This is a genomic window from Actinomycetospora sp. C-140 (assembly GCF_054796175.1).
Genome location: NZ_JBTWNF010000026.1, coordinates 43,813 through 57,325 on the forward strand (window position 1 = coordinate 43,813; position 13,513 = coordinate 57,325).

The 13,513-nt window shown below is 76.4% G+C and carries 11 protein-coding genes, 1 tRNA gene and 1 other RNA gene; 5 read left to right on the plus strand and 8 right to left on the minus strand.

Translation table 11 applies throughout. The features are described 5' to 3' along the window. The first annotated feature begins 98 nt into the window (after positions 1-98). Both ACR9E3_RS30335 and ACR9E3_RS30340 read left to right on the plus strand, forming a co-directional pair. A complete protein-coding gene (locus tag ACR9E3_RS30335) occupies positions 99-1,376 on the plus strand; it encodes a Gfo/Idh/MocA family protein (RefSeq protein ID WP_460384672.1) in 1,278 nt (425 codons plus the stop codon). Further along, positions 1,373-2,269 (plus strand): TIGR03619 family F420-dependent LLM class oxidoreductase, encoded by an 897-nt coding sequence (locus ACR9E3_RS30340; RefSeq protein ID WP_460384674.1) that lies wholly within the window; start codon positions 1,373-1,375, stop codon positions 2,267-2,269. The genes ACR9E3_RS30335 and ACR9E3_RS30340 overlap by 4 nt, the downstream gene beginning before the upstream one ends. Here the strand turns inward: ACR9E3_RS30340 and ACR9E3_RS30345 are convergent. The 4 genes from ACR9E3_RS30345 to ACR9E3_RS30360 form a co-directional block, all read right to left on the minus strand. Next, positions 2,266-3,393, minus strand: coding sequence for an ROK family transcriptional regulator (locus ACR9E3_RS30345; protein WP_460384675.1), 1,128 nt, complete (start codon positions 3,391-3,393; stop codon positions 2,266-2,268). The genes ACR9E3_RS30340 and ACR9E3_RS30345 overlap by 4 nt on opposite strands. Positions 3,394-3,432: 39 nt before the next feature. Further along, entirely contained in the window at positions 3,433-4,434 is a 1,002-nt protein-coding gene (locus ACR9E3_RS30350; protein ID WP_460384676.1) for a Gfo/Idh/MocA family protein, read from the minus strand. A gap of 41 nt (positions 4,435-4,475) precedes the next feature. After that, complete coding sequence (locus ACR9E3_RS30355) at positions 4,476-5,288, minus strand: LmeA family phospholipid-binding protein (RefSeq protein ID WP_460384678.1); 813 nt, start codon at positions 5,286-5,288, stop codon at positions 4,476-4,478. A 103-nt stretch (positions 5,289-5,391) separates the two neighbouring features. After that, positions 5,392-5,476, minus strand: a tRNA-Ser gene (locus ACR9E3_RS30360). A 74-nt stretch (positions 5,477-5,550) separates the two neighbouring features. On the opposite strand from ACR9E3_RS30360, the gene ffs reads away from it, so the two are divergent. Next, positions 5,551-5,645: signal recognition particle sRNA small type (ffs, locus tag ACR9E3_RS30365), an RNA gene on the plus strand. 107 nt (positions 5,646-5,752) lie between these two features. Further along, entirely contained in the window at positions 5,753-7,891 is a 2,139-nt protein-coding gene (locus ACR9E3_RS30370; protein ID WP_460384679.1) for a DNA polymerase III subunit gamma and tau, read from the plus strand. Here the strand turns inward: ACR9E3_RS30370 and ACR9E3_RS30375 are convergent. Further along, positions 7,888-8,925, minus strand: coding sequence for an aldo/keto reductase (locus ACR9E3_RS30375; RefSeq protein ID WP_460384680.1), 1,038 nt, complete (start codon positions 8,923-8,925; stop codon positions 7,888-7,890). The genes ACR9E3_RS30370 and ACR9E3_RS30375 overlap by 4 nt on opposite strands. 78 nt (positions 8,926-9,003) lie before the next feature. Here ACR9E3_RS30375 and ACR9E3_RS30380 point away from each other — a divergent pair, with 78 nt between their 5' ends. Further along, complete coding sequence (locus ACR9E3_RS30380) at positions 9,004-9,600, plus strand: TetR-like C-terminal domain-containing protein (RefSeq protein ID WP_460384682.1); 597 nt, start codon at positions 9,004-9,006, stop codon at positions 9,598-9,600. On the opposite strand, the gene ACR9E3_RS30385 is transcribed toward ACR9E3_RS30380, so the two are convergent. The 3 genes from ACR9E3_RS30385 to ACR9E3_RS30395 all read right to left on the minus strand — a co-directional run bounded on the left by ACR9E3_RS30385 (position 9,590) and on the right by ACR9E3_RS30395 (position 13,484). Continuing rightward, a complete protein-coding gene (locus ACR9E3_RS30385; protein ID WP_460384683.1) occupies positions 9,590-10,477 on the minus strand; it encodes a hypothetical protein in 888 nt (295 codons plus the stop codon). The genes ACR9E3_RS30380 and ACR9E3_RS30385 overlap by 11 nt on opposite strands. Before the next feature lie 7 nt (positions 10,478-10,484). Continuing rightward, positions 10,485-11,600, minus strand: a complete 1,116-nt coding sequence (locus ACR9E3_RS30390; protein ID WP_460384684.1) for an MGDG synthase family glycosyltransferase — start codon at positions 11,598-11,600, stop codon at positions 10,485-10,487. A gap of 81 nt (positions 11,601-11,681) precedes the next feature. Continuing rightward, complete coding sequence (locus ACR9E3_RS30395; RefSeq protein WP_460384685.1) at positions 11,682-13,484, minus strand: S9 family peptidase; 1,803 nt, start codon at positions 13,482-13,484, stop codon at positions 11,682-11,684. Positions 13,485-13,513: the final 29 nt, after the last annotated feature.

The window sequence follows — 13,513 nt, forward strand, 5'->3', positions numbered from 1 at the left end:
CGATCATCGCTGGCAGCGCGCGTATGGGCGCCGTCACCCGCCCACGAACGTCACGCGACCGGGGGCAGGATGTGGGCCGGGGGCAGGAGGGAGCGCACGTGGGTCTCGGGTCACGTCCGGTCCGGGTCGGGATCGTCGGCGCCGGCGGCCGCGGGCGGCTGCACGCCCGCCACGTGGGTCGCGCGGGCGGCCGGGTGGTGGCGGTCGCCGAGCCGCACCCGGGGCGCCGCGACGCCCTCGCCGACGCGTGGGAGGTCCCGGCCGGCCACCGCTTCGGCGGGTGGAGCGATCTCGCCGAGCGCGCCGACCTCGTCGACGTCGTCGTCATCGCGACCCAGGACCACGAGCACGCCGATCCCGTGGTGGCGTTCGCCGAGCGCGGGGTGCACCTGATCTGCGAGAAGCCGATCGCTCCGGACGAGCAGGAGGCGGTCCGGGTCGCCGCGGCGGTGCGCCGGGCCGGGGTGCAGTTCACGATCAGCCACCCGCTGCGCTACGCCCCCTACACGCGCGCCCTCGTGGCGGCGCTGCGCGCCGGGCGCATCGGCGACCTCGTCTCCGTGCAGCACCTCGAACCGGTCGGGGCGTGGCACTTCGCCCACTCCTACGTGCGGGGCGCCTGGCGCCGCGAGGACCTCGCCTCCTCGCTGCTGCTGGCCAAGTGCTCCCACGACATCGACCTGCTCACGCACCTCGTCGGCGACCGCCCGAGCCGGCTCGCGTCCTTCGGGCGCCTGAGCCACTTCCGCGCGGACAAGCACCCCGACGGCGCCGCGGCGAACTGCCTGGACTGCGGCGTCGAGCCGACCTGCCCGTACTCGGCGCCACGTCTCTACCGCTCCTGCCTCGGCGACCCCGACTGGGAGCACCAGCTCCTGGGCGCGGTCACCGACGTGCCGTCGGCGGAGGCGCTCGACGACGCCCTGCGGACCGGGCCGTACGGCCGGTGCGTGTACCTCTGCGACAACGACGTCGTCGACCACCAGGTGGTCGCCCTCGAGTTCGACAGCGGCATCACCGCCACGCACACCGTCACGGCGTTCTCGGACGCGGCGCCCCGCCAGACCCGCGTGTTCGGCACGCACGGCGCGGTCGAGGGCGACGGGCACACGCTGCGGTTCCACGACTTCCGCGCCCATCCCGACCGCGCCGTCGAGACCCTGACCCCCGGCGACGGGCGACCCCCGCACCAGGAGGGCGACGAGGAGCTCGTGCGCTCCTTCCTGCACGCCGTCGCCCACGACGACCCCGCGGCCAACCTCACCGGCCTCGACGAGACGATGACGAGCCACCGCATCGTCTGGGCCGCGGAGCGCTCGCGGCGCTCCGGCGAGACGGAGCGCCTGACGTGGGAGCCCGCCGGGGTGGGCGGGTGAAGATCGGGGTGACCGTGCCCAACTTCGGGCCGGGCGCGACCGTCGCGTCCCTGCGGGCGTGGGCCGCGCTCGTCGAGGACGCCGGCTTCGACTTCCTCATGGTCGGCGACCACGTCGCCGCGACCGAGGACGTCACCGCGTCCTACCCGGGCCCGTTCTGGGAGCCGCTGACGCTGCTCGGCTACCTCGCGGGGATCACGCACCGCGCCGAGCTCGGGACGACCGTGCTGGTCGTGCCCTACCGCGACCCCCTGCTGACCGCCCGCAGCCTCGCGGGGATCGACCAGCTCAGCGACGGCCGGCTGATCGTCGGCGTCGGGGTCGGGTGGGCGCGCGAGGAGTTCGCGGTGCTCGGCGTCGACCCGCACCGCCGCGGCGAGCTCACCGACACGTACCTGGAGGCCGTGCTCGCGCTGTGGGCCGATGACGTCGTCCCGGTCGCGGGCCGCGACGTCGACACCCGGCCGCGCCCGCACCGGCGGCCGCACCCGCCCCTGTGGGTCGGGGGCAACGGCGACGCCGCACGCCGGCGGGCGGTGCGCTTCGGCGCCGCCTGGCACCCGCTCCGCCCGCGGGCGGGGTGGCTGCGCCGCGAGGGCGTGCCCGCACTGCGGGCCGCGGCGGCCGGCGGACCGGTGCCCGACCTCGTCCCGCGCATCGTCCTGGACCCCACCGACGTGCCACTGCCCGACGACGCCCGCCTCGCCGGGCAGGGCCACCCCGACCAGATCCGCGCCGACCTCGACGAGCTGCGGTCCCTCGGCGCGACCCACGTCCTGCTCGACACCCACCGCGACGCCGCCGCCGGCACGCCGGGGAACGGGGCTGCCCCCGGGGACGATCACGCGCGGGAGCGGGCGCTGCTCGAGCGCGCCGCGCGTTGGATCACCTAGCCGCGGGCGGAGACGAGCGCCTCCCAGGCGCGGCGCCGCGCCTCGGCCAGCGCGCCCCACAGCGGCGCGGTCTCGCCCAGCGACCCGGTGGCGACGGGCACCTGCCGGGGCGCCAGCTCGGTGACCGTGGCCTCGACGTGCGGCAGCAGCCCGGGCAGCAGGCCGACCGGGCCGCCGAGCACGACGAGCCCGGGGTCGACGGTCGCGCAGACCGCCACGGCGGCCTCGCCGAGCGTGCGGCCCGCGCTCGCCAGCACCTCGGCGGGGAGCGCGGCGGCGTCGCCGGTGGCCGACAGCCCGTGCGCGGCGACGGCCTCCCCGAAGCGGAAGCGGCCGGTGCCCTCGCCGAGCGGCAGGTAGCCGATCTCGCCCGCCAGGCCGCGGGCGCCGCGGACGAGGACGCCGTCGAGGACGAGGCCCATGCCGACGCTGTGCCGCTCGCCCACGTAGAGGTAGGCGAAGCTCGGTGTGCCCGCGGCGGCGCCGTGGTCGCGCTCGGCGAGGGCGGCGAAGTTGACGTCGTTGTCGAGCACGACCATCGCGGGGTCGACGCCGTGGACGTCCTCGACGCCCACGACGCCCGCGGGGAAGGCGGACTCGCGCAGCTCGACGACGCGTCCGGTCGCGGGGTCGACGGGGTTGGCGATCGACACGGCCACCGCGCGCACAGGCCGCCCGTCGGCCTGCCACCGGGTCTGCAGCGCGGCGAGGACCTCGTCGAGCCGCGGCGCCACGAGACCGTCGTCGGGCGGGTCGTGGTCGGTGCGCTCGAGGGTGCGCCCCGTGAGGTCGCCGACGGCGGTGCGCACGACCGTGCGGTTGATCTCCACGGCGACGACGACGCCCGCGCCGGGCGCGAGGTCGTAGAGGGTGGCGACGGCCCCCGGCACCCCCGAGCGCGGACCCACCGCCATGAGGACGCGGTCGGCCTCGAGGCGCCGGACGGCCTCGCTGATCGCGGGCGGGGAGATCGCGGTGCGGCGCGAGAGCTCGGCGCGGGTCAGGGGGCCGTCCTCGGCGGCGAGGCAGTCGAGGACCGCGCGCTCGGTGGTGGCCCGCCGCAGCCCGCTGTGGGGGGACGTGGCGCGCCCGGTGCGGCCGTCGTCGGCGTCCTGCTCCGCCATGTCACCTCCTGACCCGTCGGTACAGGGTAGGCGGCGACGTCACACCGCCGTGTCGTCCTCCCGGAACACCAGACCCAGCTGATCGGCGGCTTCGGCGAGGACGCCCTGCACCGCGAGGGTGTCGTCGAGGGGCATCACGGCGCTCTCCGTCGCCCCCTCGCGGAGACGGTCGGTGACCTCGGTGAGCTCGTGGAAGTAGCCGGCGCCGGTCGCGGGGAGCTCGATCCGCTCGCCAGGGTCGTCCGTGTCGTGGTGCAGCACGATCGTGCTCGGGTGGTGGAAGCGGGGGAGCACGTCGATCCAGCCGGTCGTGCCGAACACCCGTGCCTGCCCCGGTGACGGGCTGTGGAACGAGGTCTGCAGGGTCGCGAACCGGCCGTCGTCCCACGACAGCAGCATGGCGCCGTCGGCGTCGACGCCGGTGGTCTCGCGGGACGCGACGGCGGTGACGCGGTCCGGCGTGCCCAGCACCATCTGCGCGAACGACACGGGGTAGACCCCGAGGTCGAGCAGCGCGCCGCCGCCGAGCTCCGGGGCGAACAGCCGGTCGGTCGGGTCCACGTCGCGCACCGTGCCGAGGTCGGCCTGCACCGAGCGGGGCTCGCCGATGGCGCCCTGCGCGATCAGCTCGCGCAGGCGCACGACGACCGGCTGGAACCGCGTCCACATCGCCTCCATGGCGAAGACGCCCTGGGTGCGCGCGGTGTCGACCACCCGCCACGCCCCGGCCAGCGTCGCGGTGAACGTCTTCTCCACCAGCACCCCCTTGCCGGCCTCCAGGCAGGCGACCGCGAGCGCCGCGTGCTGGGGATGCGGAGTGGCGAGGTAGACGACGTCGACGTCCGGGTCGTCCACGAGCTCGCGGTACGAGCCGTGGGCGCGGGCGTTCGGCGCGCCGTGGGTCTCCGCGAAGGCGCGGGCGCGCTCGGCCGAGCGCGACCCGACCGCCGCGAGCGTCGCCCCCTCGACCAGGGTCAGGTCCTCGGCGACCTTCTCGGCGATGCGGCCGGGCCCGGCGATGCCCCAGCGGATGTCCTGCATGGGGTCACTGTGTCAGCAGGCCGGAATCCCTCGTCACGGTGTCACGATCCCGCGCGGGTCAGCAGGTCGACGTCCTGCGCCGTGCCCGACACCACCAGCTCGCCGTCCTCGGCCCGCAGCTCCGTCGCCGTGATCGAGAACGGCAGCCGGCCCGGATCGACGCTGGTGGAGAAGCCGGAGAGCCGCTGGCGCAGCGCCTGGGACGCGGCCTGACCGGCCTGCCCCTGCCCGCCCTCGGCGCGGATGTCCCGGGCCCGCAGCGTGATGCGCCCGCCGGACAGGCTGAACGACGCCACCACGGACACCCGCACCTGCTGGCCGCTCACGGACGTCGTCGACGTCAGGAGCACCGACGACGCCGGGTCCACGTTCGCGAGGGCGCTGCTGCTGCCCGAGGCCCCCGAGTCGTCGGCCTCGGCCTCGCTGCGCCGCTGCTCGAGGTCGGCCGCCGTGAGCGGCGCGACGGTCAGCTCGCCCACGTCGAGCAGGCGGGCGAGGTCGGTCGGGTTCACGCGCGCCGAGGCGGTGACCTGCTCGGCCGGGATGCGGCGCACCTGGCCGTTCACGAGGTTCTCCAGGGGCAGCGACACCCCGGACAGGTCGGCGGTCAGCGTGAGGTCCTGCAGCTGCCCGTAGCGGATGCCGGGCGCCGAGAGCCCCACGTCGTCGTAGCGGCCGGCGAGGGCCTGGGTGAGGAACGGGAAGCCGCGGATGTCGACGTCGGGCTCGGAGGGCAGCGACAGCGAGTCCTGCAGGGCCGCCGCGACGCGATCCTCGGCGATCCAGCGGGCGCCGAAGTCGATGCCCACCACCACCGCGACGACGACCAGCAGGCTGATGAGGCATCCGCGCACGCGGCCACGGTGTCATCGACGCGGACCGTGACGACGGCCGGGGACGACGAACGCCGGCCGACCCGTGGGTCGACCGGCGTCATCACTCCTGGTCCAGGAGGGGCGGAGGATACGGGATTCGAACCCGTGAGGAGTTTCCCCCAACACGATTTCCAATCGTGCGCCTTAGGCCGCTCGGCCAATCCTCCACGGGCGAGCGTACAGCCCCGGCCTGCGCCGACCCGGGGGCCGGGGGCGGCACGACGGCTCCGTTACAGTGGGCGGTGGACCCCGCGCGGCGTCCATCCTGTGAACTCCCCCAGGGCCGGAAGGCAGCAAGGGTCAGCGGGCTCTGGCGGGTGCGCGGGGTCCCCTTCTCTCTCCTCCCGGGACCGTCCCTCGGTCGTCGGACCCTCCGCGTAGCCTCGCCCTGTGGCCGGGACACGGAGCATGAAGGGGAGCACGCCGATAGGGGAGCCGGACCGATGAGTCTGGCGCTCTACCGCAGGTACCGGCCGGCGACGTTCGCCGAGCTCGTCGGGCAGGAGCACGTCACCGAGCCGTTGCGCACCGCGCTGAGCGCCGGCCGCATCAACCACGCGTACCTCTTCTCCGGGCCCCGCGGCTGCGGCAAGACCTCCAGCGCGCGCATCCTCGCCCGCTCGCTCAACTGCGAGCAGGGGCCGACACCCGACCCGTGCGGGGTGTGCGAGTCGTGCGTCGCGCTGGCCCCGAACGGTCCGGGCTCGCTCGACGTCACCGAGATGGACGCGGCGAGCCACAACGGCGTCGACGACGCCCGCGAGCTGCGCGACCGCGCCCACTTCGCGCCGGTGGGCTCCCGCTACCGCGTCTTCATCATCGACGAGGCGCACATGGTGACGACGGCGGCGTTCAACGCGCTGCTCAAGGTCGTCGAGGAGCCGCCCGACCACCTGATCTTCATCTTCGCGACCACCGAGCCGGAGAAGGTGCTGACCACCATCCGGTCGCGCACCCACCACTACCCGTTCCGGCTCCTGCCGCCGAGCACGCTGCGCGGCCTGCTCGAGCGCATCTGCACCGACGAGGGCGTGACCGTCGAGCCGGCGGTCTACCCGCTCGTGGTCCGCGCCGGCGGGGGCTCGGCCCGCGATTCGCTCTCGGTGCTCGACCAGCTCCTGGCCGGGGCCGATGACGCCGGCGTCACCTACGCGCACGCCGTCGGGCTGCTCGGGGTCACCGACGTCGCGATCCTCGACGACGTCGTGGACGCCCTCGGCGCGCAGGACGGACCCGCGGTGTTCGGGGCGGTCGACCGCCTCGTCGAGGCGGGGCACGACCCGCGGCGTTTCGCCGCCGATCTCCTGCAGCGGCTGCGTGACCTCATCCTCGTGCAGGCCGTGCCGGACGCCGGCGAGCGCGGGCTGGTCGACGTGCCCGCCGACGAGATGGACCGGATGATCGACCAGGCGCAGCGCCTCGGTCCGGCCGCGCTCGCCCGGCACGCCGAGCTGGTGCACACCGCGCTCACCGAGATGCGCGGCGCCACCGCACCGCGGCTGCTGCTCGAGCTGGTGTGCGCCCGCATGCTGCTGCCGGCGGCGTCGTCCACCGACGCGGCGATGGTGCAGCGCCTCGAGGGCGTCGAGCGGCGCCTGGCGCTCGGGGCGTCCGGTGCTCCCGACGGGGGTGCGGCCGACGAGTCGGGCCAGCGGTTCGTCCGACCCTCGCAGCGCTCGGGTGACGAGACGCCCGCGCGCGAGCTCGACGCCACCGTCGAACCGCCCGGCGACCGCGCGACGGCCACGGTCGGGGCCCGCGACGAGCCCCCGCGTGACGTGCCCCGCGAGGCGCCGGCCCGCCCGCAGCCGCCGGCTCGGGAGCAGACGCCGCCGCAGGCTCGTCCGCCGCGCGAGGAGCCGCGGCGTGAGGAGCAGCAGCCCCGCGAGGAGCCGCGGCGCCAGGAGCCGGCCCGCGAGCAGGCGCCGGCCGCGGCCGAGCGGCCGGCGGCGGGTGCCGTCGACGCGGCCGCGCTACGCCGCGTGTGGCCCGAGGTGATGAACCAGGTCCGCGAGCGCAACAAGCCCACCCACGCGCTGCTGCAGAACGCGACGGTCACGGCCGTCGAGGGCACCACGGTCACCCTCGGCATGCCGACGCCGCCGCTGGCGCGCCAGCTCTCCCAGCCCAACCGGGCCGACCACGTGGCGGCGGCGCTCGGGGTCGTGCTGTCGGGGCAGTGGACCGTGCAGGCGGTGCACGGCACGGGCGGGGACGGCGGATCCGGTGCGGGCGGGGGACGTCCGGAGCCCCCGCCGCGCCAGCGTCCGGAGCCGCCGCGGCGCCCGGAGCGTCCGCGCCGCGAGGAGCCCGCGGCGCCGGAGCGGCCCGCCGAGCCGCCGCGGGAGCAGGCGCGGGAGTCGGGACCCCGCGAGGTCCGGCGTCCGAGCCGCGAGCCCGCGGACGTCCCACCTCCGCCGGAGCCGCCGCCCGAGGACGGCGACGTCACCGAGGAAGACATGTACAACGAGGCCGCCGCCGATCCGGGCGGCGCCGGCGGCGGCCCGCGCGTCGACCCGGAGGAGGCGGCCATGGAGCTGCTGACCTCCCAGCTCGGTGCCCGGCGCGTCGAGGGCCGTTAGGCGACCACCGGCGGGTTGAGCCGGCCGAAGCCCTCCTGGCGCTCGTACGGGAAGTGCGGGTAGGGCGCGGGACGGCGGCTGACCGCGTCGAGCCGGGCGAGCTGGTCGGCGTCGAGCTCCCAGCCGACGGCGCCGAGGTTCTGCTCGAGCTGGGCGAGGTCGCGGGCGCCGACGATCACGGAGCTGACCGTCGGGCGGGTCGTCAGCCAGTTCAGGGCGATCTGCGGCACGGTCCGGCCGGTCTCGGCGCCGATCTGGTCGAGGACGTCGACGACGTCCCCGAGCAGCTGGTCGTCGACCGGCGGCCCGGCCGCCGCGGTGGTGTGCAGCCGGCTCCCGGGCGGGAGCGGGTCGCCGCGGCGCACGCTCCCGGTGAGCCGGCCCCAACCGAGCGGGCTCCACACCAGCGCCCCGACGCCCTCCTCGGCGGCGAGGGGCATGAGGTCCCACTCGTAGTCCCGCCCGATCAGCGAGTAGTAGACCTGGTGGGCCACGAAGCGGGGCCATCCGTGCTGGTCGGCGCGCTCCAGGGCCCGCATGAGCTGCCACCCGGAGTAGTTGGAGACGCCGACGTAGCGGATCGCCCCGTCGTCCACGAGCCGGTCGAGGGTCGACAGGACCTCGTCGACGGGGGTCGCGGCGTCGTAGGCGTGGAGCTGGAACAGGTCGATGTGGTCGGTGCCCATCCGCCGCAGCGCGTCGTGCACGGCGCGCCGGAGGTGCTGGCGGGAGGTGCCGGCCTCGTTCGGGCCGGGTCCGGTCGGCAGCGCGGCCTTGGTCGAGATCAGCACCTCGTCCCGGCGGTGTGCCACCGCGGCGCCCAGGACCTCCTCGGAGGCGCCCTCGGAGTAGACGTCGGCGGTGTCGAACAGCGTGACCCCGGCGTCGAGGCACCGGTCGACGATCTCCCGCGCGTCCGCGACGTCGGTCGAGCCCCAGGCCCCGAAGAGCTCGCCCCGCCCGCCGAAGGTGCCGGCGCCGAAGCCCAGCACCGGCACGCGCAGTCCGCTGCGTCCGAGCGTCCGGTGTTCCATGGTGTCTCCCTTAACGGTGCTGTGGTTCCGTTAAGGACGCTAGCACAAAAGGAACCGGAGACCCGATAAGCTGTCCCGGTGCCAGGAGCCGACGTCCGCCCCGGAGGACGGGCCGCGCGCGTCCGGGCCGCGCTGCTCGCGGCGGCGGCCGAGGCGCTCGTCGAGGGCGGGCCGGCCGGGATCGACCTCGCCGAGCTCTCCCGCCGGGCCGGGATCGGCAAGACCACCGTCTACCGGAGGTGGGGCACCGTCGCCGCGGTCGTCACCGACCTGGTCGCCGACATGGCCGAGACGTCGCTGCCCCGGGCCGACACCGGGACGCTGGACGGGGACCTCGCGGCCAACGCCGACCTGGTCCGGTCGACCCTCGCCGATCCCCGGCAGGGCCCGCTCTTCGCCGCGCTCATCGCGGCGGCGACGGCCGACCCCGAGACCGCCGAGGCGCTGCGCCGGTTCTACGACGCCCGGATCGCCGCGTGGAGCCCGTGCGTCGTGGACGCCGTCGAGCGGGGTGAGCTGCCGCGCGGGACCGACCCGGCCGCGGTCGTCCGGGCAGTGTCCGCGCCGCTGTACTACCAGCTGCTGACCCGGGGCGAGGTGCCCACGGAGGACGACGCGCGGCGCGCCGCCGGGTCGGCGGCCGCGGCGGCGCGCGCCGGGGTCTTCACCGGGTAGGCCCCGGGGTCGTCGACGTGCTCTCGCCGTGCGCGGGTAGCACGCGGGGTGCCGGGTCGAGCAGTCGCACGCCCAGCGCGGCGAGCGCGACGGCGAGCACCACGGCGACCGCGCTCGAGCCGTCGAGCGCCACGGTCTCGCCGAACCACGCCGCGCCGATCGTCGTCGCGGCCAGCGGGTCGACGAGCAGGATCGTCGTCACCACCGGGCCCGCGCGGCGGGCGCGGGCGAGGGCGCGCTGGCTCAGGGCGAAGGCGCCGGGCCCGACCAGCACGAGCAGGGCGCCCGCGACGACGAGCTGCGGGTCGGTGAGCGCGCCGCCGGGATCGCGAACCAGGGCCCGGACGACCAGGGCGAGCAGCGAGGCCGCGAGCCCGTAGCCCACGCCGCAGGTCAGCGCGAGGCCGAGGGCGCCGGGCGGGCCGGGACGTCGCCGCGCCACCGCCAGCCCCCCGAGGGCGACCACCCCCACGCCGGCGAGCCCCGCGAGCACGGGCCCGGCGGTGAGGTCGACGGTCGTGGCGCCGGTCGTCGCCGGCCCGAGGAGCAGGGCCACGAGCAGCGGTCCGGCGACCGCGAGCACGACACCGAGGACCACGCCGGGCCCGGGCATCCGCCGGGCGAGCAGGGCCTCGCCGACCGCGGCCCAGGCGACCGCCGTCGCGAGCAGCGCCTGCACGACCGCGACCGCTCCGTCGGCGAGCGCCGCGGCCTGCAGCAGGCTCGCGAGCACCGACGCGCCGGTCCCGGCGAGCCACCAGGGGCGTCGCAGCAGGCGGTGGTCCGCGCCGCCGAGCTCGTGCGCCGCCCGCTGCTGGGCGACCACCGCCGACCCGGCCGCCACGGCCGAGCCGACGGCGAGGACCTCGGCGAGCACGGCCCGCTCACCCCGCCGCGGAGAGCGCGGGCTCGTCGGCGAGCAGCCCGGTGTGGCGGGCGACGACCGCCGAGGCGTCGCGCTCCTCGGTCCACCACGGCCGCGACGGGCGGCGCCGCCGGGGACCGGCGCCGTGCCGGTCGACGGCCGCGGCCAGCTCGTCGGGCCCGCGCACCCACGCGGCGAGCCCGGCGGCGTCGAGCACCGCGGCGTTGGCGCGGCCGTGCCCGGGGATCGGGCGGTAGGTCACCGTCGGCAGCCCGGCGACCAGGGCCTCGGTGCAGGAGAGCCCGCCGGCGTTGTGCACGAGCACGTCGGCGGCGGCCATCAGCTCGGGCACGTCGTCGCGCCAGCCCAGCGTCACGACCCGGTCGCGGTCCGCGAGACGGCTCCGGAGCGCGGTGTTCCGCCCGCACGCGACGACCGCCCACGCGTGCGGGTGGCGGCCCAGCGCGGCGACGGCCTGCTCGACGTCGCCCATGCCGAGCGAGCCGGAGACGAGCAGGGCGAGCGGCACGTCGTCGGGGATCCCGAGCTCGCGGCGCACCCGCGGGCGGGTCGTGCCGGGCAGGGGCCGGGAGAACCGCGGCGCGCAGAGGGCGCCGACGCTGCGCAGCGCGACCCCGTAGCGCGCGCCGTCCGCGGCGGTCGCCGCGGTGACCGTCAGGTGGTCGTCGAGGCCGGGGTGGCACCAGAGGCGGTGGGCGGCGGGGTCGGTGAGGAACGTCAGCGCGGGCACGCCGAGGCGTCCGTCGGCGCGCAGCCGACCGAGGGTCTGCCCGGCCAGCGGGTAGGTGGTGACGACGGCGTCGACCTCCGCCGCCAGCGCGAGCACCGGGCGTTCGGCGGCGCGGATCAGCCGCTGCGTGACGAGGCTGGCGGGGCGCCGCGGGTGCTCGAGGTCGGTGAAGATGCGGTCGAACAGCGCGGGCGTGTAGTGCACGGACGGGGCGTAGAGGTCGCGCAGCGCGCGCCGGCCCCACGTGGGGAGCGAGTCGGTCCAGTCCACGACGTGCGCGGCGAGGCCGCGGCGGTCGAGCCGGCGCACCAGCTCGCGCGCCGCGCCGTCGTGGCCCTGACCGATGGACGCACTGAGCACCAGGACCCGGGGTCGCGAGAACACACCGCCACCCCATCCGAGCCGGCGGGGCGGGAAGTGAACGCGCGGTGAGCGTCGCCGGGAGATCGGATGGCCGCTCGGTCCTCAGGGGTGCAGCGCACGCCCCAGGAAGGCCACGGCGCGCGGGTAGGCGTCGAGGCGGTTGACCCGCTTCGCCAGCCCGTGTCCCTCGTCGTCGTAGACCACCATCTCGACCTCGACGCCGTTGCCCCGCACCGCCGCGGCGACCTGCTCGGCCTCCGAGAGCGGCACCCGCGGGTCGTTCGCGCCGTGGATGACGAACAGTGGCGCCCGCACGTCGCCGATGCGGTTCAGCGGCGAGGCGCGCTCGAGGAACTCGCGGTCGCGCTCGAGCGAGCCGTACTCGCGCTCGCGGTGGGCGCGGCGGTAGGCCGAGGTGTTCTCGAGGAAGGTCACGAGCGACGAGATGCCGACGATGTCGACGCCCGCGGCCCAGAGCCCGGGCTGGAACGCGAGGCCGGCGAGCACCATGTAGCCGCCGTACGACCCGCCCCACAGGGCCGCCCGCGCGGGGTCGAGCCCGAGGCGGGGCAGGTACGCGTGCAGGGCGGCGAGGTCGGCGACCGAGTCGAGCCGGAGATCGACGTCGTCGAGCGAGTACCAGCGCTTGCCGTAGCCCACCGACCCGCGGACGTTCGGCACCAGCACGGTGTGCCCGTCGCCGACGAGCGACTGCACGATCGCGGAGAACGAGCGCACCGACTGCCCCTCGGGTCCGCCGTGCACGATCGTCACGCTCGACCCCGACGGCGTCTCGGGGGCGTACACGAAGCACGGCACCGTCTCGCCGTCGGGCGTCGGCACGCCGTGGCTGGTGGGGGAGACGAACGCGAGGTCCGCGAGCGGTTCGCGCGACGACGCGACGACCGCCGCCCGGCCGCGCTCGGCGTCGACGAGGACGACGTCGGCCGGGGTCGCCGGGTCGGTCCACGTGATCGCGAGGCCGGTCGCGTCGGGCGACCAGCGGGGCACCGTCAGGAAGTCGGCGACGCCGTCGCGCAGGCCCGGGGGCAGGGCCACCTCGCGCAGGAAGGTCCCCTCGGCGTCGTGCACCGTGAGCCGGCTCGCGCCGTCCTCGTCGGTGACGGCCAGGATGCGCTCGCCGTCGGGCGAGAGGCGGCCCGCGACGTCGTGGGCGTCGTCGACGATCAGCCAGGTGAGCGTCCCGGTGACGACGTCGAGCCGGGCCACGCCGAGGTGGTCGCGCCCGGAGTCGGAGGTGACGATCGCGGCCTCGCCGCCGGGGAGCCACTGCAGGCTGCCGTAGCGGGCGTGCTCGTCGGCGTCGGTGAGCTCGGTCGTCGTGTCCCCGGCCAGGAGCAGGACCTGGGAGCTGAGCGCGGGACGGCCGGGGCGCGTCATCAGCGCCTTGGTCCCGTCGTGGCTCACCGCGGCGGCGCCGACCATCCCGCCGCCGTCGTAGAGCACGGACTCGGAGCCGTCGTCGATCCGGCGGACGACGAGGTCGAAGTCGACGCCGTTGCGCCGGTTCGTGGTGTAGACGACCTCGCCGGTCGGCAGGACCTCGACGAGCCCGTGGATGTGGTCCGGATCGTGCACGAGCGGGACGAGGGCGTCCTCGCCGACCGGTCCGGTGACGGCGTCCGGGTCCAGCAGCGAGAGCTGGGCGCGCTCGTTGCCGCCGGCGTCGTGGGAGACGACGACCAGGCGCCGGCCCGGGACGTAGCGCCCGTGCACCGCCCCGTCGAGCTTCGTCAGCGGCACCTGGGCCCCGGTGGGGCGGAGCTCGACCAGCTGGACCGAGCCCGACGCGTCGTGGCCGGCGAGGATGCGTCCCTGCGCGTCGACGTCGAAGGCGCGCCAGGTGGTGGCGTCGAGGAGGCGGTGCAGCAGCGTCTCGGTCATCGCGCCCAGCGTGCCCGGTCGGCGGGCCG